The following is a 20,539-nucleotide window of genomic DNA, read 5'->3' on the forward strand; positions in this document are numbered from 1 at the left end:
TTTACATGCTTAATCAATTTTCCCGGACCGAGCTGGCGATTGGTGCTGAAGGACTGGAAGTTCTCAAGAACAGCACAGTAGCGGTACTCGGCATCGGCGGGGTAGGTTCCATTGCTGTGGAGTCCCTCGCACGCGCAGGTGTCGGCCGGATTGTGCTGATTGATAAAGATGTAGTTGATATAACAAATGTGAACCGGCAAATTCATGCGCTGACCTCAACCGTAGGCCAGAGTAAAGTGGATCTGATGTGTGAGCGCGTGAAACTCATCAATCCGGAGTGTGAGACAATTGCGTTGAACATGTTCTATACCGAAGAAACATATGAAGAGCTGTTTAAGTATGATCTCAGTTATGTTTTGGATGCTTCGGATACAATTATTTACAAAGTTCATCTAATCAGGGAATGCCGTGAACGCGGCATTCCGATTGTTTCAAGCATGGGTGCTGCCAACCGGATGGACCCGACCAAATTTCAGGTCGCAGACATATCCAAGACCCATATGGACCCTATGGCTAGGGTGGTCCGCAGCAAACTGCGTGAGATTGGGATCAAAAAAGGGGTTAAAGTTGTATTCTCCACCGAACCTCCGGTTAAGCCGCGCGAAGACGTGACCCAGAAGATCGTGCCCGAGAATGCGCCTGACCGCCGTAAGGCCAAGCAGCCGCCAGCGAGTATTTCCTTCGTGCCCCCGGTAGTTGGTTTGTTTATGGTGAGTGTTGCTGTCCGTGATCTGCTGGAGAGTGCAAAAGCATGAACGAGCAGCTTGCGCGGAAGCTCCGCCTCCCTGAATCGGGAGCGGTGCTGATTCTTAACCCGCCTGACCAGTATTTGCAGGAGCTGGGTCTTTCAAATGAAGTGACCCGGGTTCAGGAAGAACCTGCTGTGTATGACTTCGTTCAGGTGTTTGTCAGATCCATTCAAGAAGTGGAGGAACTGGCTCCCACTGCGATACGGGGGGTCAAGGAAGATGGCCTTCTGTGGTTCTGCTATATGAAGGGCGGAGCAAAGGCGGGAACCGATCTGAATCGCGATAAAGGCTGGGATGTGGTAACCGGCTCCGGCTATGAGGGTGTATCGCTTGTCTCTATCGATGAGCGGTGGTCTGCAATGCGATACCGTCCGGCCCGGGAGAAGGATTCGGCTCCCCGCAGATCAGGGGCGCGGCCGAAGACTGGACGTTCTGATAGCGGAACAGCTGCCCTGCCCGTCCCTGAGGATCTCCAGCAGCGGCTCAATGAATCACCGAAGGCAGCTGGATTTTTTGCAGCGCTCGCTCCTTCCCACCGGAAGGCCTATCTGCAGTGGATTGAGGAAGCCAAGCGGCCAGAAACGCGCGAAGCCAGAATAGTGAAGACCGTGGAGAAGCTGGCACTTAACCTTAAGAGGCCTTCAGACAAGGAAGCCTAAGCTTTGAATAGAATGACCGCAAATGGACCACACCGGATTTTTCCGGTGAGGTCTTTTTCTATTCGCTTTTTTACACGGAACAATGGTATACTTAAAATCCTTTTCATTAAATTTTATTCTTAGGAGGTAACTGAAATGGACGATTTTCAAAGTGCCTATCAAGAAGAGAAGGAGCGGCTGGACCGCACCTTGATCACGATAGACAAAGAGCTTGAGCGGCTGCACGGGATTCCCGTGTATACGGGGCATGATTATACAGAGCAGGTGCTTGAGGCCGGAAGGGACACCCAGCGGAGGCAGCTTGCCCAATCTCTTCAGGAGCCTTATTTTGGCAGGCTTGATTTTGAAGAACGCGGCGGGGTAAGACACCCACTCTATATTGGCAAAGTCGGAGTGGGAGGGGACACCGCACAGCCGCTGGTTATCGATTGGCGGGCGCCTGTGGCAAGCTTGTTTTACTCCTTTACAGGGGGAGACTCGGCGTCCTACGAAGCTCCAGAAGGCCTGATCGAGGGCTTGGTCTACCTCAAGCGGAACGTGGTTATCCGCAAGCAGATTCTTGAGCGAGTGGTGGATACATATAACTCCGAAGCGGACGGACCGGCTGTCTCGGATGAGTTCCTTCTCTACCGTCTCGGGGAGAACAAAGATAACAAGCTGCGCGATATTGTTTCTACAATTCAAGCGGAGCAGGACCAGATTATTCGGGCTGGCAAGAACACCGCCTTGATCATTCAAGGGGTTGCAGGAAGTGGGAAGACTACGGTAGCTCTGCACCGTCTTGCATATCTGTTGTATCAGTACAAGGAGCAGATATCTGCGGAGAAAATGGTCATTTTTGCGCCTAACCGCATGTTTATCAATTATATTTCGGAGGTGCTGCCTGAACTTGGTGTTGGGGATATCCAACAAAATACGTTCAGTGATTGGGCAGCTGCTGTGTTAAACCTTGATGAAGCGCCTACAGACGGACCGGATGCATTAACCAGGTGGTTCGATCGTGAAGCTGGCAGCAGAACTCACGAAGAAGATGAGCTGCCGGGAAGATTAAAAGGATCTCTGAAATTCCGCGATATGTTGGATGAATTTATACATGAGCTTGAACCGGCATGCCTCCCGGAAGAGGATTTCTGCCCATGGGACGGGAAGAAGCTGCCGCTCGCCACCATTAAGATGTGGTATGAAGAAGAATATAAACCCTATCCTCTTGCAAGACGTAAGGAAAGGGTACTGGCCCGAATTCACCGCTGGGTGGAGATGGAGCTGAAGAAGGCGCCTTCGGCTGCAGCTTTGAAAGAGCGTAAATCTATGGCATCCAAAAGAGAAAAGGCTTATGCCAAGAAGTGGCCGGAGCTTACCCCTATGACTCTGTATAAGGCGTTTCTAGGTGTTAAAAAATTGTCAGGCCAGTTGGGGGAGAGTGCGGCTGCGGGGGGAATTCCTGAACATATTCTCAAAGAAACCCGGGCCTATCTTAAGAAAAATGAAATCCGCGAAGAGGATCTTCCTGCTCTACTGTACTTGTATACTCTAGTTGACGAGATCGAGGGCAATCACCGGTTTGACCATATCGTCATCGATGAGGCCCAGGATTTCTCTCCGTTCCAGATCGCGGTTCTCGACCGCTTCTGCAAAGGGCATTCCTTTACGATTCTTGGGGACTTGTCCCAAGGCATCCATTATTACAAGGGAATTCGTTCTTGGGAAGAAATGCAGACGCTGTTCCAGCCTGACGAGACGGCTTACTTCGCCTTGACGCGAAGCTACAGGTCCACGATGGAAATTATTACGTTCGCTAATGAAATTTTAAGACAAGGTGTAGGAACAGATCTCATGGCTGTACCGGTATTCCGCAGTGCAGACCCGGTAAGGGTCATTTCTGCAAGGGGTCAAGAGCGTCTCGAAGTTATAGCGAAGGCGCTCGGCCACATTCAAGCCGGACCCTACCGGACAGCAGCACTGCTCACCCGGACTTTAAGTGAGGCTCAGGAGCTTTATGAGGATCTGGCAAGGAAGGGCTATGAAATCAATCTGATCGATGGCCGCAAGAGTGAATACGAGGGCGGAATTTCGGTGCTTCCCGTTTATCTCTCTAAAGGGTTAGAGTTTGACGCCGTTATTGTGGTGGATGCGGATGCGAAGCATTACGGGGATATGGATGCCAAGCTCCTGTACGTGGGCTGTACACGGGCGCTGCACGAGCTGTGGCTGCTTCATGACGGGGAGCTTCCGGCATATGTAACGAATGACCCGGAGCTGGCTGAAACGGTGTGGCCTTAAGCTGGCGAGGCCCAGAACGCGGTGTGCTTTGCTTGACGGCTGTCAACCGAACTGAAACTCTATAATTAACTAACGACCGAGAGTTGACAAATATCCCGAAGACTATCCGGGCATGCCAAGAGCCCGTTGTACCGTGCGCATAAGAGATGTTCGTATCAGATCAGATGATAAAAGCTAAGGCTCAAGCAGGGAATAAGGCGGTCGGTACATTGCCGGCTGCCTTATTCTTTAAGATTGCCCCCTGTGGGCTTAGACCAAATAAGGGGCCTTCTTGAGAGGAAGATCATCTTCCCGCCAAGAAGGCCCCTTACGTATAGAATGAATTGGAGAGCTGTTTGAACCCTTCTCAAATTCATAAAAGTTATAGCTGTTACATGCGCTCAAGAGCGGTAAGCGGTCTGAACCGAGCCGGCACTCACAGCTTGCTTCTGTTCAGACATCCGGGCCGCAGAACGCATTTTGGTAATAATTTTACGGATGCTGTCAATAGACAGATGATAGGTCACGGCGAGCTCTGTTGCAGACAAGCCCCCGCAGTAAGATCTGAATATCTCCTCGTTACGGCGTGCAATCAGTTTGCGTGATCCGCTCACTTCACCCCATGGGGCCCGCTTGCTCTCAAGCTTGGGCACATACACCAGTTCACCCTGGATATAATGCTGCAGTTCCTTCAGCAGTCTAGGGGGAAGCACATCCTTCCCGTTTCTGTAATTCACGTTCAAATTCCTCCTTAAATCGTTGTCCGTCCGTTACTGCCAATGCGATAAAAGTGTTCATTGTCGTGATCCTCCTTTCGATTTTTGGATTTTGGATTTTTAAATAATGGTACAAGGTCTTGCTTATGTCAAAAATAAAACGGCCGCTTGAGAAAAACAAATTATTGTTGACCCACCGGAAACCTTCTGACGTCGATCATATACTTGATCATTCTCAGCACCTCTTTTCTTAGCGTTATGTAGTGTAATCTATATTAAGAATAGCTTATTATCCATCCGAGATTCAACTTTTTCATTCCATTTCCTTCCTAACCCACACAATAGAAATACCCCGTAAATTAAAAGGGAGGCCTTGCGGCCCCCCGACATTAGGTTCAGCTCCGCTTACGCGGAAGCCACCTCGTTCACTGTGATCAATTCGATCAGCCCCCTTTCCCAGCTGTTTTTGTCGGCCCGACAACTATATTAACTCATATTCTGCACCGGGAAGAAAGTGAAAGAATAATTATAAACGTTCTTTACGCCGTGGATAAGGACAAACATCAGTTCGGAAAATAGGGATTCATGTGATAAAATGAGAGGTGAACGATAGATTTGGACGTCAGGTAAGGATGTGTAAATTATGGATTTATTCTCTTATGGGCAGGAATCGACTCCGGGAATGCGGCTGTTAGCCGACCGGATGCGTCCAACCACACTAGATGAATATATTGGCCAGGAGCATATTGTCGGCAAGGGGAAGCTGCTGCGGAGAGCGATTGAGGCGGACCAGGTATCCTCCATTTTGTTATATGGCCCACCTGGATGCGGCAAGACCACGCTTGCACATATAATTTCCAATCAGACGCAGGGGGAGTTCGTGCGCCTTAACGCTGTGGATGCTTCGGTTAAAGACGTGAGGGCGGTTATAGAGAAGGCCCAGAATGACAAGAACATGTACGGTATCAAAACGATCCTGTTTCTCGACGAGGTGCACCGTTTCAACAGCTCAAGGCAGGATGCCCTGCTTCCAGCGGTGGAGAAGGGAACGATCATCTTTATCGGGGCGACCACAGAGAACCCGTTCCACTATGTGAACGGGGCCTTACTGAGCCGCTCGACACTGTTCCAGCTGGAGCCGCTGACGAAGGAGCATTCGCTGATCGCGATGCGGCGCGCGCTTGCGGATGCGGACAAGGGCCTGGGCTATATGAAGCTCCAGGCCGATGAGGATGCGCTGGAGCACATTGCCTGGGTGTCCAACGGGGACATCCGCAGGGCGCTCAACGCGCTGGAGCTGGCTGCACTCACGACACCGCCTTTGGCGGACGGGACCGTGCACCTGACCCTGGAGGTGGCGGAGGAGTCCATCCGCCGCCCGATTGTCAAAGCCGACGAATCGACCCAGTACGATGTCTTGTCGGCCTTCCACAAGAGCATCCGCGGTTCCAGTGACGCGGCGCTCTTCTGGTTCCTCTATGCCGTCGAGAAGCTCGGCATGGACCCCATGGTGTTCCTGCGGCGGCTGATCGCAGCCAGCAGCGAAGACATTGGCCTGGCCAATCCTCAGGCCATGGTGCAGGCGGTGAGCGCACTTGACGCCTACCGCAACAACGGATGGCCGGAGGCCAAGCTCAATATTGCGCAGGCGATTCTGTTTGCGGTGGAGAGTCCGAAGTCGAACGCAGTGTACACCGCCATCTCCAAGGCGATGGGAGCGATGGACCGGATGCAGTCGGCAGAGGTTCCGCTGCATCTGCGGGATGGCCACTATGCCGGGGCTGTTAAGCTCGGGCATACCGGCTACAAGTACCCGCATGATTATCCGGGGCATTATGTGAAGCAGGACTATCTGCCGGAGGAGCTTAAGGGAGCCGTCTTCTACGAAGCGACGGAACAGGGCAATGAAAGCAAGATCAAACATAACCAGCAGCTGCGCAGCCAGCAGGACGGGCGGGGAAGACAGCGCTAGTGCTCAGAATTCCATCCGACTAACGTCAATGCAACAGCTAATCTGTCACACCAAAAAAGCCATCCGGCTTTCAGGATTATTGCCTGAGCGGGATGGCTTTCTTGTTATAAAAGTTGAACTAACGGAAGATCAGGGAATAGGCAGAAGGGTAAAATGATTCTGGAGAAGCGAAGCGTTCGCCTTTGTTAACGGATTTCTGCCGTATTGAAATGCTTAGATCAAGAAATCCGTGAACAACAGCGATCGGAAGAACATTACACCTGGATGCCTTCATCCGTACAATCATTGTTCAACTTAATAGTTATTTTATTTTACATGCTCAGGCTGGGAATAAGGGACCTTCTCCACAACATCAATTGTGCCTCCGCCAAGACATACTTCCCCATCATAGAATACAACGGCTTGTCCAGGAGTGACGGCTTTTTGCTGTTGGTCGAAGGCTACATGTAACGTGCCGTCCTCGCGTGCACTGACGGTAACGCCTTGATCTGGCTGGCGGTATCTGAACTTTGCCATGCAGGTTTTGGTGTCCCCGGGCTGTAGGGTGCTCCCATCGATCCAGCTGACCCCGGAGGCAATCAGCCCGGTTGAGTATAGGCTCGGATGCTTATCCCCTTGTACAACATACAGAATGTTGCGCTCCAAATCCTTGTCGGCTACGAACCACGGTTCTCCGTTGCCGGACCCCGTTCCGCCGATGCCGAGCCCCTGGCGCTGTCCGAGTGTGTAGTACATTAACCCATCGTGCCGCCCCTTCACTTCGCCTGAGGCAATATCCACCATGTCGCCGGATTTGGCCGGCAGATATTGGCTTAAGAACTCGCGGAAGTTGCGTTCCCCGATGAAGCATACGCCAGTGCTGTCTTTTTTCTTGGCCGTGTAGAGATCTGCCTCTTCCGCAATCCGGCGGACTTCAGGTTTAGGCAGGTGACCTATAGGGAACATAGCTTTGGAGAGCTGGTCCTGATTCAGGGCATTCAGGAAATAAGTCTGGTCTTTGTTGGAGTCTACCCCTCTTAGAAGCTGGAAGCTGCCATCTTTCTCCACAACCCGCGCATAATGCCCAGTTGCCACATAATCGGCTCCCAAATCCAGGGCCTTATTGAGGAATTCACCGAATTTAATCTCACGGTTGCACATGACGTCGGGATTCGGCGTCCGGCCGCGCTTGTATTCTTCCAAGAAATAAGTGAATACTTTATCATAGTATTCCTTCTCAAAGTTAACGGAATAATACGGAATATCGATCTGTTCGCATACTCGGCGCACATCTTCGGAATCGGCCTCAGCCGTACAGTGGCCGAATTCATCTGTATCATCCCAGTTCTTCATAAATATGCCTACCACGTCATAGCCCTGTTGTTTGAGCAGGAGCGCCGTTACCGAGGAATCCACCCCTCCTGACATACCGACGACTACGCGGGTCTCGCTGTTTGGTTTGGACATGCTGATCACTCCTTAAGTTCGTAAAAAATGTAAAAATAACAAAAATGTAAATAGCGATTGTTTTCCAAAATCGCTGGAGATATGTTACGATAAGCTGAGGTTAAAGATCGGAATAGGGCGTAAATAAGCTTCTTGAGCAAACACTTTGCTTATAGTGTACCCTGTTTCTAACTTTTACAGGTTCAAAGATCTATTATATAAAGATTATGCGAAAATTGAAAGAGGTGGCTTCTTTGAAGATTTCAACTAAAGGACGCTATGGATTAACAATTATGATGGAACTTGCAGCCAAATTTGGTGAAGGACCAACCTCCCTGAAGAGTATTGCCGAGAAGAACCAGCTATCCGAACATTACCTTGAGCAATTGATTGCTCCGCTCCGCAATGCTGGACTGGTTAAGAGTATTCGGGGTGCTTATGGGGGATACATATTGTCTCGCGAAGCTTCTGAAATTACAGCAGGGGATATTATTCGCGTGCTTGAGGGGCCGATCTCTCCGGTGGATTTCACGGAGGAAGATGATCCGGCCAAACGTGATCTGTGGCTGCGCATTCGCGACAGCATTGCCGAGGTTCTGGATTCTACAACACTGGATAACCTGGTCAATTTTGAAGAGCAGGGCGCGAAAGAGAACTACATGTTCTATATCTAGCAGGAATCCTGCGCTGGATTGAACTACCGATGGTTGCAAGTGTCACCTATGTATCAGGAACCAGCCCGGGTAAACAATTTTATCTCAGGTCATTATTTAGGTGAACGAGCCCTCTGTTATCCATTAGAGGGCTTTTTTAAGGTTACACAAAGGTTCTAGAAACGATGACCAGAAGAATAAAGAGAACCAAAATAGTGCCTACAGAAGTAAACATTCCTCCACCATAACCTCCTGCTACTTCTCCCATGACCGACACCTCCTTTATTCATCTTCAGAAGTATCATACGTTTCTATGTCCTGGTTTCGACACAGTTAAATCCCCAATTTTAAGGCTCAATCTCAACTCTGTCGTAATGATCAGACTTTTGGTCGATATTTGGCCGATACTAGGAGTGATTTCAACGGGAAAAGTTCAGGCATAGACACCAAGACTCCCAGGGAGAATTGGCTCTGGTGCCTTTTTACATCATCTTCCCCACGATACCATTCCATAAAAGCCCGCTGCCAGGTAAAGCAGCGCCAAACATCCAAGAATAATGAGCCACGTGTAGAAAGGGTCTCTGTGTTTTCGAACGGTCTTTTTCATAATTTATCGGACCACCTTTAACCGTGTATTTATTAAGGATAACACCTGAATAATCTTCCAAGTTGGTTCTTTCTTATAAAGTATTGATTTATCCTTTATAATGTGGATACAATAGGATTTTGTGAAATCATAAACAATATGTAAGAATTCCGGGCTGGATATTCTTCATTAAAATAAGGTGGCGTTCAAAAATGAGAAACATTTATTTGGACCATGCAGCCTCTACACCAGTTCATCCTGAAGTGGCGGCTGAAATGCTTCGGGTGATGCAGGGCCAGTACGGCAACGCATCCAGCATACATGCTTTTGGACGGGCAGCCAAAAGAACAGTGAATGGGGCACGGGATTCTCTCGCTGCCTCTTTGGGCTGCCGGCCGGATGAAGTCGTCTTTACAGCTGGCGGTACGGAAAGTGATAATCTAGCTCTCTTTGGCTCGGTTGCCACGAGCCATACAGAAGGAAAACATATTATCACAACAGCCGTGGAGCATCATGCTGTTCTTCATTCTTGTCATGAGCTTGAGAAGAGAGGGTACCATGTGACTTACCTTCCGGTTGATTCTCAAGGAATGGTGTATGCTGATCAAGTTAAGGAAGCCATCACGGATGACACGATTCTGATTAGTGTCATGTATGCCAATAATGAGGTCGGCACCGTGCAGCCGATTCAGGAGATTGGTACCCTGGCTAGGGAGCGGGGGATTGTGTTTCATGTTGACGCAGTACAGGCTCTGGGTTCTCTTGATATTTCATGTTCCGACCTTCCGGTTGATCTCATGAGCTTCTCTGCTCACAAGATAAACGGTCCCCAAGGCATAGGAGCCCTGTATGTGCAACACAATACGAGACTGGAGCCGCTGCTGCATGGCGGACTGCAGGAGAGGAAGCGCCGCGCGGGAACGGAGAATCTGGCGGGTGCCGCAGGATTCGCCCGTGCTGCGCAGCTGGCCACAGCTGATATTCCAGCGAAGCAGGCTTACGATGAAGGGCTGCGCCGGACTTTTCTTACGGCGCTTGACCAGCACATTGGCAAGGACCGTTATGTTATAAACGGACATCCTACTTCAAGGCTCGCTCACATCCTTAATATCAGCTTTCCTGAGGTAGGAACCGAGACCATGCTTATGAATCTGGATATGGAGGGAATCGCCGCTGCTAGCGGGTCAGCATGCACCTCGGGGTCGCTGGAACCGTCCCATGTTCTGGAGGCTATGAACATCCCTGAACAGGTTTTGCGGAGTGCGATTCGATTCAGCTTTGGTTTGGGTAATACTAATGAAGAAATGGAATACACCGCCGAAAAAATTGGAACCATTTTAAGCCGTATACGTAATAGGAGATAGGATCTTCGGCTCGGCTTTTTGGCTGCATACTGCAAGCTGTGTATCTGTTTCTTTGTTTAGATACCATAAAGTTTGGCAGGAGGGCTCCGGGACATGAAACTTCAAGAGTTGATTGGACTATCAGTATTTGATGTTGAGAACGGCAAGCAAATCGGGAAAGTCCTGGATATTATCCTTAGCAACGACTGGAAGATTGAGGCCATTGAACTGGAGAGCAAAGGCCTGTTCTCAACCAGTGTTAAGGGTGTCCTGTGGGAAGATATCGCCGCTTATGGCGAAGACGCCGTTATGATCCGCAACCAGCAGGCTGTCCGCAAGTTGGAAGCCGAGAATATACAGCTAACGTTTGTCCAAGGCAGCAGTAAACTCAGGGAACTTCCTGTGCTTACGAGTGACGGTGTTATGATTGGGCATATCAGTGATGTTTATTTTGACCAGGAAGTGGGAAATACAATAGTAGGATTGGAAATAAGTGACGGATTTATTTCCGATTTGATGGAAGGCCGCAAATGGCTGCCCTATACTTCAGATATGACGAAGGGCGAGAATGCCGTCATCGTGCCTCCGCTAAGCGAAGAGAGGCTCGAAAAAGGGATTTATACTGCTAACGAATAGGTGTGATATGATGATGAAATGTCCAAATTGCAGCTCGAAAGATATCGGCAAGATTGGCTCCCATCAGTTCTATTGCTGGGGCTGCTTTATTGAATTGACCGTTAATGGAGAGAAAATGTCGGTATACCAGGTCGAAGAGGATGGAACTCTCAGCTCACTCGATGATCTGTTTTTCGGGGAGGAAATGGTTCAGGACTTCCCTCAGATTCATGCGTCCTCTTAATAAATTACGGATTGCATACATATGGAATCCCTGACGCCGTCAGGCGGGAAAACTCCTTGACTTAGGAGCTTTTCCGTCAGACGGCTTTTTGCATCGTTTTATTTTCTGCCAACTTGTCTTAGTCATCCGATTATTTTCCATCGGGTCAGCATATACTCTTTACGTACAGCCAGTCCGCGTAAGGAGGGGATACATATGGAACCATTCTGGAACAGCAAGGTGTTCCGTTACGGGCTCTGGGTGCTGCTGGGACTGATCATTGTGTATTTCCTGTGGCTGCTGAGACCCGTCATTGGTTCAATTTTTAGTTTCTTGAGAGTTATTTTTGCACCGTTTGTTATCGCACTGATTATTTCTTACATTCTCAATCCGGTAGTCAAGCTGCTTGGGGAACGGAAAGTTCCGCGCACAGCGGCTGTTCTGCTCATCTATGCGGTATTCCTCACCAGCCTTGCGGTTATTCTTGCAAATATGATTCCGATGTTCATGAATCAGCTAGGCGAGCTGAGTGAGCATCTGCCTGAACTGACCCTGCATACACAGCAAATTATGAACAGTTGGGATACTTCGTTTCTGCCAAGCGGTGTCCGGCTCGGAATGAACAACTGGTTCTTTCAATTGGAGCAGAAGCTTGCGGCCGGTATTTCCGATTTCATGAACAACATAGGCGCAACCATCGGAGTGATCTTCAATGCGTTCATCATTCCGTTTCTGATTTTCTATATGCTCAAGGATTTTGAAGTCATGGAACGTATGGTTATTACCTTCCTGCCTCATACACGGCGCAAATCGATTGTATTGCTGATGAAGGAAATTGACGATGCACTGGGCAGCTATATCCGGGGTCAGCTTCTGGTATGTGTAATTATTGGGACCTTTGCTTACATCGGTTACATGATTATTGGCATGCCTTATGCACTGCTGCTGGCGAGTGTGGTGGCCGTATGCAACATCATTCCTTATCTTGGGCCGTTTCTTGGGGCCGCTCCAGCAGTGCTTATGGCCTCGGTCGTGTCATGGAAAATGGTGCTTATGGTCATTGTGGTGAATTTTATCTGCCAGATGCTGGAGAGCAATGTGATTTCTCCTCAGGTGGTGGGAAGAACGCTGAATATGCATCCGATGCTGATTATATTTGCGCTGCTGGCAGGCGGTGAAATCGCAGGTATTCCGGGACTGATCTTGGCGGTTCCCTGCTTTGCCGTTCTGAAAGTCATTATCCAGCATTTCTACGCTTATTACGTGCGGCGAAAGCCGGTATAAGGCACATTGACAGCTTTGGGCATTGACTTATATACTTGAATGTATATGTCAAATCGTTGATGAGATAAAGTACGTTCAGTCCCGGATTGTTCAGAGAAAAGGTTCCTTTGCTGTTCAAGCTTCATTATTATGGACAGGCAATGGGTGTGAGAGCCTTAATTCCGGTTGTGCGGAAAGCTGATCTCAGAGAGCGGGCCAAACCCGCCGGTGGCTCCGTTACAGCCGTCCAAGGAGATCTTTTTCCGGGGCCTTAAGGCCAAGGGAAGAGATAACCAGGGTGGTACCGCGAGCTCATCGTCCCTGATATTCAGGGGCGTTTTTTGTTTTTATTTAATGTTTAGGAGGCTATTCCTTATGAAAGCTAGTGAAATCCGCTCCAAATGGCTGCAATTCTTCTCTTCTAAGGGGCATAAAATTGAACCGAGTGCGTCCCTCGTTCCGCATAACGATCCATCCCTTTTGTGGATTAATGCGGGAATGGCACCGCTTAAGCCTTATTTTGACGGGCGTGTGAAGCCGGAGAATCCACGGCTTGCCAACTCTCAGAAATGTATTCGTACCAATGATATCGAGAATGTCGGCAAAACCCGCCGCCACCACACGTTCTTCGAAATGCTGGGCAACTTCTCCATCGGCGATTATTTCAAGGAAGAAGCGGTAACCTGGGCATGGGAGTTTTTGACTGGAAAGGACTGGATCGGCTTCGATCCGGAGCGCCTGTCTGTTACCGTATATCCGGAGGATACAGAGGCTTACAGGCTGTGGAACGAGAAGATCGGTCTTCCGGCTGAACGGATCGTGAAGCTTGAGGATAACTTCTGGGATATCGGTGAAGGCCCATGCGGACCTTGTACGGAAATTTTCTATGACCGGGGAGAGGCTTATGGGGATCTGTCCGATCCTGAGTGTTATCCAGGCGGAGAGAATGAGCGCTTCCTGGAAGTATGGAACGTAGTATTCTCGGAGTTCAACCATAACAAGGATGGCTCCTATACCCCGCTTCCTAATAAGAATATCGATACAGGCGCAGGGCTTGAGCGCTTTGCATCAATTCTGCAGAACGTGAATTCCAACTTCGATACCGATCTGTTCCAGCCGATTATCGCTAAAACTAGCCAGATCGCTGGTGTTCCATACGGGGTTAACAATGACCATGACGTGGCGATGAAGGTTATCGCTGACCATATCCGGACCGTTTCTTTTGCGGTGGCTGACGGGGTGCTTCCATCTAACGAAGGCCGCGGATATGTTATCCGCCGTCTGCTTCGCCGGGCAGTCCGCTATGGCAAAATGCTCGGCCTTGACCGGCCGTTCATGTTCACTCTCGTCGAAGTGGTGGGTGAAATCATGGGTGCCTACTACACGGATATCATTGCCAAACGTGAATTTATCGAGAAGGTTGTCCGTAACGAGGAGGAACGGTTCCATGAGACCTTGACCGACGGGCTGGCCATTCTTGCGAACATCAGCGAGGAAGCTAAAGCAGCTGGCAAGCAGGTCATCAGCGGTCCGGATGCATTTAAGCTGTATGACACTTACGGATTCCCGCTTGATCTGACTGAAGATTATGCCTCAGAGCATGGTCTTGGCGTGGACCGTGAAGGATTCGAGGCTGCCATGCAGGAGCAGCGCGCCCGTGCACGTGCCGCCCGTCACGAGAATGAGAGCATGAAGGTTCAAGGCGGCGTGCTCGCAGATTACACGACTAAAACCGAATTCGTTGGTTATAATGAGCTTGTTGCTGAATCCAAGATCGCCGCAATTATTGTCGGTGATGCTTTTGCCGATGTGGTATCTGAGGGCGAGTCCTGTCAGATTATTCTTGAGAAGACTCCGTTCTATGCGGAAAGCGGCGGTCAGGTTAGCGATAAAGGCGTCATCCGCGGCGATGCCGGAAACGCCAAAGTGGAGGGGCTCTACAAAGCTCCGCACGGGCAGTTTGTGCATATCGTGAAGGTGGAGTCTGGAGAACTTCGGACCGGAGATACCATTGTCGCTGAAGTGGACCGTGGATTAAGAAGTGATATTATCAAGAATCATACGGCGACACACCTGCTCCACAAAGCGCTTAAAGAGACGCTTGGCGAGCATGTGAACCAAGCAGGCTCCCTGGTAGAACCGGGCCGTCTGCGGTTTGACTTCTCCCATCTGGGCAGTATCAGCCCTGAAGAGCTCACGGAAATTGAACGCCGGGTGAATGAGCAGATCTGGAACAGCCTTGACGTTATTATTGAGCTGAAGCCGATTGATGAGGCTAAAGCCATGGGAGCTATGGCTCTGTTCGGCGAGAAATACGGAGATATTGTCCGTATGGTTCAAGTCGGCGGTTACAGTCTCGAGCTGTGCGGTGGATGTCATGTGGAGAACACATCCCAGATCGGTCTGTTCAAGCTGGTTAGCGAAAGTGGCATCGGGTCTGGTGTACGCCGGATTGAAGCGGTAACCGGCCGTCAGGCTTATGAATATATGGATACTCAACTGGAGCTTCTTAAGCAGGCGGCTGCCTTATTGAAGTCAAATGTGAATGAAGTGCCTAAGCGTCTTGAAGGCCTTCAACAACAGATGAAGGAACTGAGCCGTGAGAACGAATCACTTCAGGCCAAGCTCAGCGGTATTGAGGCCGGGGCACTTACCAGCCAGGTGCAAACCATTGGCAGCACCCAGCTGCTGGCTGCCCGGGTTCAGGCAGGAAGTATGGACGTTCTAAGAACAATGGCGGATGAATTAAAGCTCAAGCTGCCTGAGGCTGTACTTGTGCTCGGCGCAGTCGTAGAGGATAAAGTGAATTTCGTAGTTGCTGTACCACAGCAGGAAGTGAAGCGCGGGCTTCATGCCGGCAAGCTTGTGAAAGAGCTGGCAGCGCTGTGCGGCGGCGGCGGTGGCGGCCGTCCGGATATGGCTCAGGCTGGGGGTAAAGACGCTTCCAAGCTGGACGAGGCGCTCAAGCTGTCCGAACAATTGATTCGGGCATCCGCAGAGTAATATTCCATAATCAGGATGATTCTTCCCTCAAATATTTCCTTATGGGAGCCTGAATATGTTATAGTTAAGGAGGCAGGCTGCACGGCTTGCAATTTCCCGCGGGCAAATGTTCGTAGAAGTGAGGTGTCATCTTGGACTCCATGGATAAAACAGTCAAGTTCAACGTCAAAGGCGATGAGCATGAGGCTTCGGCACAGGAAATTCTATTGTCGGTATATGAAGCACTGCAGGAGAAGGAATATAATCCGATTAACCAGATTGTCGGTTATTTATTGTCGGGTGACCCCGCATATATACCGCGTCACAACAATGCGAGAAGTTTGGTTCGGAAGAAAGAGCGGGATGAACTGATTGAGGAACTGGTCAGATATTATTTGGCCGGCCACAAGTAGGCAGAACGCTCCGTTTCCCGCAGAAATAGGAGATCAGCAATGAGGATATTAGGTTTGGACTACGGGGACCGCAGAATCGGTGCAGCCGTAAGCGACGCTTTCGGCTGGACGGCCCAGGGGCTTGAGACCATTGAGCGCCGGGGCGATGAATCTGAACTGAAGCGGATTGCCGGGCTTGTGAAGGAATATGAGGCCGAGGAAATCGTCGTCGGACTTCCGAAGAACATGAACGGCACAGTGGGTCCCCGTGGAGAGATTTGCATAGAGTTTGCTGAGAAATTACGGCAGGTTCTAGGTTTACCGGTTCACCTTTGGGATGAGCGGCTAACAACCGTCTCTGCACAGCGGACGCTGCTTGAGGCTGATGTCAGCCGAAAAAAACGCAAACAGGTCGTGGATCAACTGGCCGCGACGCTGATTTTGCAAAATTTCTTGGATTCTAAGAGCAAAAGGTGAGGGTGATGGCAAATGGCTAACGATCGCATGAATAACGAAGAAGAACCGGAAATTATCTACATCCCTGATGAAGAGGGAAATGAAGAGGAATTCGAAGTGATTATGAAATTCGAAGTGGATGGTTCTGACGCAAAGTATATGATGGTCGTACCGCTTGACTCTGAAGAGGCAGACGAAGACAGCGAAGAAGTGTACGCTTTCCGTTATGAGGAAGATGGCGATGATCTGAAGCTGTTCACAATCGAGAGCGACGAAGAGTGGGAGATTGTTGAAGAAACATTCAACACACTGCTTGACGAGCTGGGTGGTGAGGAAGAGCATGACTGAGTACTCGGCTGAACATGTGGTTTGGAGTTCCCGTGTAAGGGAAGCCTTTGGACCTGTGGTTGAGCTTCATGATGAGAAAGGTCGCACCTCCTATTACCGGGTTGAGAAGGAATTTGATATCGCGGGTCAAGCCTATGCGGTGCTTCTGCCTGATGAGGATGGTAAGCCAGCTGAGCCTGAAATCCTGAAGATCATGACGTCACAAGATGGCAATCTTGAACTTGTAACGATTGATGACGATGATGAGTGGGAGAACGTATCGGAGCTTTATGATGAGCTGACTTTTCCTGAGTAATCTCCAGTTCTCTTTTTCTGATTGATCAGGGTCCTGCTTTGTTATAGCATTTCTACAAGAAGAGCGGCATTCACCGCTCTTTTTGTATGGTATTATAGAGGGAGTTGAACAGCTTGAGCAAATTCTGGAGACGGTTGACCGTCATAGTTCTTGTACTCGTGTTCATCATAGGTGGAGCAGCCGTCTATGCATATATTCAAACGCGCCCTGTCAGCTCTTCAGGTGCAGACATCAAGGTAAACATCCCGGAAGGCAGTGGCACTTCCCTGATTGCGGATCAGCTGCAGCGGGAGGGTATTATTAAAAATGCGTTATTGTTCAAGGTCTACTTGAAATATAAGTCAGAAGGCTCACGGTTCCAGGCCGGTACTTATGCATTAAGCCCGAGCATGACTTATGATCAAATCATCGGGAAGTTGAATCATGGCGATGTCGTGAAAGCGGACATGGTCCATTTCACGATTCCTGAAGGATATACGGTTATGCAGATGGCCGACCGGCTTAGCGGAGAAGGGATTGTTGATAAGGCTCAATTCCTTAAACTCGCTAAAGACCCTTCGGGTATTGAGCTTCCTCTGCTGAAGGAAATCCCATCGCAGCCAAAGCAGCTGTACAGGCTTGAAGGCCTTCTGTTTCCGGAGACCTATGAACTGAAAAAGGGCAGCAGCGAGCAGGAGATCATGACCCGGATGCTGGAGGAGCTTCAGTCCAGGCTTGATGAAATCCCGGACTGGCATCTGAAGCTGCAGAAGAGCAAGATGTCTTTGACGGAGGTGCTTACCGTAGCTTCCCTGATTGAGCGGGAAGTTGTGGTGGACAAGGAGAGAAAGCTGGTTGCTAGTGTCATCTATAACCGCCTGAAGAAGGGCATGAAGCTGGAAATTGACGCGACCATTCAGTATCTGCTTGGGAAGCCGAAGGAACGCCTGCTTAACAGTGATTTAAGGAAAGTGGACAGCCCTTATAATACATACCTGTATAAAGGTCTTCCGCCAGGTCCGATCGCGAGCCCAAGCCTTAAGTCCATCGAGGCAGCACTGGAGCCGGATACGTCGGATTATCTATTTTACGTAACCAAGAAAGATGGTTCCCATGAGCATTTGTTTGCCAAGACCTATGCTGAACATTTGAAGAATATCAAGATAAGCAAGACAACAGCTAAATAATAACTGAGGTGTATGAAGTGAACGGAAACAAACCTGAGCTTCTCGCCGCCGCCGGTTCTCTTCGCGAGGTTGAAGCGTATATTGCCTCCGGAGCCACTGCGGTACTGATTGGCGAGGACAAATTCGGGATGAGATTGCCCGGAAGTATGACGTTAACCGAGATAGAAGAGGCTGTGCGTATCGCACATGACAGACAGGCAAAGGTGTATGTTAGTCTAAACAACCTGATGAGTAATGAGATTTTGGGAGAGCTTCCAAGCTATGTAGAAGCGCTGGCCGAAGCAGGTGTGGATGCAGTTGAATTTGGCGACCCGGCTGTGCTTCGTGCAGTGAACCAGCATGCTCCAGGGATTAAACTCCACTGGAATGCGGAAATGACCTCTACCAACTATGCCACAGCCAACTATTGGGGCTCCAAGGGTGCTTCACGGGTTGTTCTGGCGAGAGAACTGAACATGGATGAATTGACTGGAATGAAACCTCATTTGCAGGTGGAGGCTCAGGTTCAGGTGCACGGAATGACGAACATCTACCATTCCAAACGCAGGCTGGTCCGGAGTTATATGACCCATCAAGGCCGGCCGGTTGACGGTGAGAATCTTGGCCTGGAGCGGGGGCTCTTCCTGATTGAGGCCGAACGCAAGGAAGAGAAGTTCCCGATCTATGAAGACATTAATGGCACGCATATTATGAGCTCGGATGATATCTGCATCCTTGAGGATCTGCATATCCTGCTTGAAGCCGGATTAGACAGCTTGAAGATTGAGACTCTTCTTAAGCCAATGAACTATAATTGTAAGGTTATTCAAATATACCGCACAGCCATGGATGCATACTTCGAGGATCCAGAGGGGTATGAGTTCCAAGAAGAATGGCTCGATGCCATTAGGGAAGTTCAGGACCCTGAACGTGAATTGTCGTTTGGATTCTTTTACAAAGAACAGGTCTACTAAGGGGGAACGAATATATGCCTACAACACAGCAGCATAAACCGAAATATACAGGCAAACGGTACCGCTTGGACAAGCCTGAACTGCTTGCTCCGGCGGGAAATCTGGAGAAGCTGAAATTTGCGATCCATTACGGGGCGGATGCCGTCTATATTGGGGGGCAAAAGTACGGACTACGTTCTAATGCGGATAATTTTAGCTTTGAAGAAATGCGTGAAGGTGTTGAATTCGCGAAGAAATACGGGGCTAAAGTTTTTGTTGCAACAAATATTTATGCCCATAATGAAGATATTGCTGGGATTGAGGAGTATTTGCGCAATCTGGAGGAAGTAGGAATCTCCGCGATTATTGCGGCTGATCCGATTATTGTGGAGACTGCAAAACGGGTGGCTCCGGGTCTTGAGGTTCACTTAAGCACCCAGCAGTCTACAGTCAATTGGCAGGCTGTGCAGTTCTGGAAGGAAGAAGGGCTGCCGCGTGTTGTGCTTGGCCGTGAGGCGAGCCTTGAAGAAATCGCGGAGATCAAGAACAAGGTGGATATTGAAATCGAGGCCTTCATCCATGGGGCTATGTGTTCATCTTATTCGGGACGCTGTGTGCTGTCGAACCATTTCACGGACCGTGACTCCAACCGGGGCGGCTGCTGCCAGTCCTGCCGTTGGAAGTATGACCTGTTTGAAGACGGCCGGAGTGAACAGGTATGGGTATCCGAGGAAGAAGCGCGGGACAGCAAAATGCTGCAGCAATTTAACCTGGGTGTGAACCAGTTTCCTCTCTTTGAGGAGCGGGATAATGCCTTTACCATGTCCTCCAAGGATTTGTGCATGATTGCCCATATTCCGGACCTCATTGATGTAGGGGTGGACAGCTTCAAGATCGAAGGTCGAATGAAGTCCATTCACTATGTGGCTACGGTTGTTAATGTCTACCGGCAAGCCATTGATTCCTATATGGCTGATCCCGAGAATTACGTGCTGAAGCCAGAATGGATCGAAGAAATGAACAAAGCTGCTAACAGACCTTTGAATACGGGCTTCTTCTATGATACTCCTGATCATGAGGATCATATCTATGAACCGGAAGAGAAAGCCGCTCCTTACGATTTCGCTGGTCTGGTTCTGGAGTACGATGAGGAGAGCGGTATGGCGCTTATTCAGCAGCGCAACCACTTTAAGCCAGGGCAGGAAGTTGAGTTCTTCGGACCAGGCGGCTCCGCGTTTAAGATGACAGTAGGGCAGATTTGGGATGAACAGGGCGTAGAACTTGCAGCTGCGCGGCATCCTTTACAGCGGATTCGCATGAAAGTGGACCAGCCCGTTCGTTATTTTGACATGATGCGTAAGAAGAAGTAAACCTCTTTGTAAAATACCCTTCATCTTTTTAAGATGGGGGGTTATTTTTTCCAAAAACCTGCCGATATAAAAGATAAGATTCTGTGGATTGCAGCCTTCTCTTAATTTAGGAAAATAGTTACAATTAAATTGAGA

At 49.5% G+C, this 20,539-nt stretch carries 20 protein-coding genes; 17 read left to right on the plus strand and 3 right to left on the minus strand.

The genetic code is table 11. The features are described from left to right. The first annotated feature begins 5 nt into the window (after nucleotides 1–5). From BN6628_RS06900 to BN6628_RS06910, 3 genes are all read left to right on the plus strand, one after another. A complete protein-coding gene (locus BN6628_RS06900) occupies nucleotides 6–755 on the plus strand; it encodes a tRNA threonylcarbamoyladenosine dehydratase (protein WP_068615871.1) in 750 nt (249 codons plus the stop codon). Next, nucleotides 752–1,408, plus strand: a complete 657-nt coding sequence (locus BN6628_RS06905; RefSeq protein ID WP_068615873.1) for a YdeI/OmpD-associated family protein — start codon at nucleotides 752–754, stop codon at nucleotides 1,406–1,408. Before BN6628_RS06900 ends, BN6628_RS06905 begins: the two co-directional genes overlap by 4 nt. Before the next feature lie 135 nt (nucleotides 1,409–1,543). Next, nucleotides 1,544–3,688 (plus strand): HelD family protein, encoded by a 2,145-nt coding sequence (locus tag BN6628_RS06910; RefSeq protein WP_068615875.1) that lies wholly within the window; start codon nucleotides 1,544–1,546, stop codon nucleotides 3,686–3,688. Between the two features lie 380 nt (nucleotides 3,689–4,068). On the opposite strand, the gene BN6628_RS06915 is transcribed toward BN6628_RS06910, so the two are convergent. After that, a complete protein-coding gene (locus BN6628_RS06915; RefSeq protein ID WP_068615877.1) occupies nucleotides 4,069–4,404 on the minus strand; it encodes a CD3324 family protein in 336 nt (111 codons plus the stop codon). A gap of 622 nt (nucleotides 4,405–5,026) precedes the next feature. Here BN6628_RS06915 and BN6628_RS06920 point away from each other — a divergent pair. Continuing rightward, nucleotides 5,027–6,355 (plus strand): replication-associated recombination protein A, encoded by a 1,329-nt coding sequence (locus BN6628_RS06920; protein WP_068615879.1) that lies wholly within the window; start codon nucleotides 5,027–5,029, stop codon nucleotides 6,353–6,355. A 306-nt stretch (nucleotides 6,356–6,661) separates the two neighbouring features. Here the strand turns inward: BN6628_RS06920 and mnmA are convergent, their stop codons facing one another. Then, the gene (mnmA, locus tag BN6628_RS06925; RefSeq protein WP_068615881.1) at nucleotides 6,662–7,801 is read right to left on the minus strand and encodes a tRNA 2-thiouridine(34) synthase MnmA; all 1,140 of its coding nucleotides are present in this window, start codon (nucleotides 7,799–7,801) and stop codon (nucleotides 6,662–6,664) included. Nucleotides 7,802–8,034: 233 nt separating this feature from the next. Between mnmA and cymR the strand changes: the two genes are divergently transcribed. Then, nucleotides 8,035–8,454, plus strand: coding sequence for a cysteine metabolism transcriptional regulator CymR (gene cymR / locus BN6628_RS06930; RefSeq protein ID WP_068615882.1), 420 nt, complete (start codon nucleotides 8,035–8,037; stop codon nucleotides 8,452–8,454). 142 nt (nucleotides 8,455–8,596) lie between these two features. On the opposite strand, the gene BN6628_RS26580 is transcribed toward cymR, so the two are convergent. Further along, on the minus strand, nucleotides 8,597–8,701 hold the full coding sequence (locus BN6628_RS26580; RefSeq protein ID WP_068615884.1) for a dihydroorotate dehydrogenase: 105 nt from the start codon (nucleotides 8,699–8,701) through the stop codon (nucleotides 8,597–8,599). A 530-nt stretch (nucleotides 8,702–9,231) separates the two neighbouring features. Here BN6628_RS26580 and BN6628_RS06940 point away from each other — a divergent pair. The 12 genes from BN6628_RS06940 to BN6628_RS06995 all read left to right on the plus strand — a co-directional run bounded on the left by BN6628_RS06940 (nucleotide 9,232) and on the right by BN6628_RS06995 (nucleotide 20,404). Then, complete coding sequence (locus BN6628_RS06940; protein ID WP_068615886.1) at nucleotides 9,232–10,383, plus strand: cysteine desulfurase family protein; 1,152 nt, start codon at nucleotides 9,232–9,234, stop codon at nucleotides 10,381–10,383. Between the two features lie 93 nt (nucleotides 10,384–10,476). Then, a complete protein-coding gene (locus BN6628_RS06945) occupies nucleotides 10,477–10,998 on the plus strand; it encodes a PRC-barrel domain-containing protein (protein ID WP_068615888.1) in 522 nt (173 codons plus the stop codon). A 13-nt stretch (nucleotides 10,999–11,011) separates the two neighbouring features. Further along, nucleotides 11,012–11,221, plus strand: coding sequence for a hypothetical protein (locus BN6628_RS06950; protein WP_187386117.1), 210 nt, complete (start codon nucleotides 11,012–11,014; stop codon nucleotides 11,219–11,221). Between the two features lie 195 nt (nucleotides 11,222–11,416). Beyond that, the gene (locus BN6628_RS06955; RefSeq protein ID WP_068615892.1) at nucleotides 11,417–12,484 is read left to right on the plus strand and encodes an AI-2E family transporter; all 1,068 of its coding nucleotides are present in this window, start codon (nucleotides 11,417–11,419) and stop codon (nucleotides 12,482–12,484) included. Nucleotides 12,485–12,838: 354 nt separating this feature from the next. Then, nucleotides 12,839–15,466: an alanine--tRNA ligase gene (alaS, locus tag BN6628_RS06960; protein ID WP_068615895.1), complete on the plus strand. Its 2,628-nt coding sequence runs from the start codon at nucleotides 12,839–12,841 to the stop codon at nucleotides 15,464–15,466. Between the two features lie 131 nt (nucleotides 15,467–15,597). Next, nucleotides 15,598–15,858 carry an IreB family regulatory phosphoprotein gene (locus BN6628_RS06965; RefSeq protein ID WP_068615897.1) on the plus strand — a complete coding sequence of 87 codons (261 nt, stop codon included), beginning with the start codon at nucleotides 15,598–15,600 and terminating at the stop codon, nucleotides 15,856–15,858. A 39-nt stretch (nucleotides 15,859–15,897) separates the two neighbouring features. Next, nucleotides 15,898–16,314: a Holliday junction resolvase RuvX gene (gene ruvX, locus BN6628_RS06970; protein ID WP_068615899.1), complete on the plus strand. Its 417-nt coding sequence runs from the start codon at nucleotides 15,898–15,900 to the stop codon at nucleotides 16,312–16,314. Nucleotides 16,315–16,326: 12 nt separating this feature from the next. Beyond that, nucleotides 16,327–16,641, plus strand: coding sequence for a DUF1292 domain-containing protein (locus tag BN6628_RS06975; protein WP_068615901.1), 315 nt, complete (start codon nucleotides 16,327–16,329; stop codon nucleotides 16,639–16,641). Next, nucleotides 16,634–16,936, plus strand: coding sequence for a DUF1292 domain-containing protein (locus BN6628_RS06980; RefSeq protein WP_068615903.1), 303 nt, complete (start codon nucleotides 16,634–16,636; stop codon nucleotides 16,934–16,936). The genes BN6628_RS06975 and BN6628_RS06980 overlap by 8 nt, the downstream gene beginning before the upstream one ends. Before the next feature lie 113 nt (nucleotides 16,937–17,049). After that, nucleotides 17,050–18,102, plus strand: coding sequence for an endolytic transglycosylase MltG (gene mltG / locus BN6628_RS06985; protein WP_068615905.1), 1,053 nt, complete (start codon nucleotides 17,050–17,052; stop codon nucleotides 18,100–18,102). 17 nt (nucleotides 18,103–18,119) lie between these two features. Continuing rightward, nucleotides 18,120–19,055 (plus strand): peptidase U32 family protein, encoded by a 936-nt coding sequence (locus tag BN6628_RS06990; RefSeq protein ID WP_068615907.1) that lies wholly within the window; start codon nucleotides 18,120–18,122, stop codon nucleotides 19,053–19,055. Nucleotides 19,056–19,069: 14 nt separating this feature from the next. After that, the gene (locus BN6628_RS06995; protein WP_068615908.1) at nucleotides 19,070–20,404 is read left to right on the plus strand and encodes a peptidase U32 family protein; all 1,335 of its coding nucleotides are present in this window, start codon (nucleotides 19,070–19,072) and stop codon (nucleotides 20,402–20,404) included. Nucleotides 20,405–20,539 lie beyond the last annotated feature (135 nt).

Source organism: Paenibacillus tuaregi, assembly GCF_900086655.1.
Taxonomy (GTDB): Bacteria; Bacillota; Bacilli; order Paenibacillales; family Paenibacillaceae; genus Fontibacillus; species Fontibacillus tuaregi.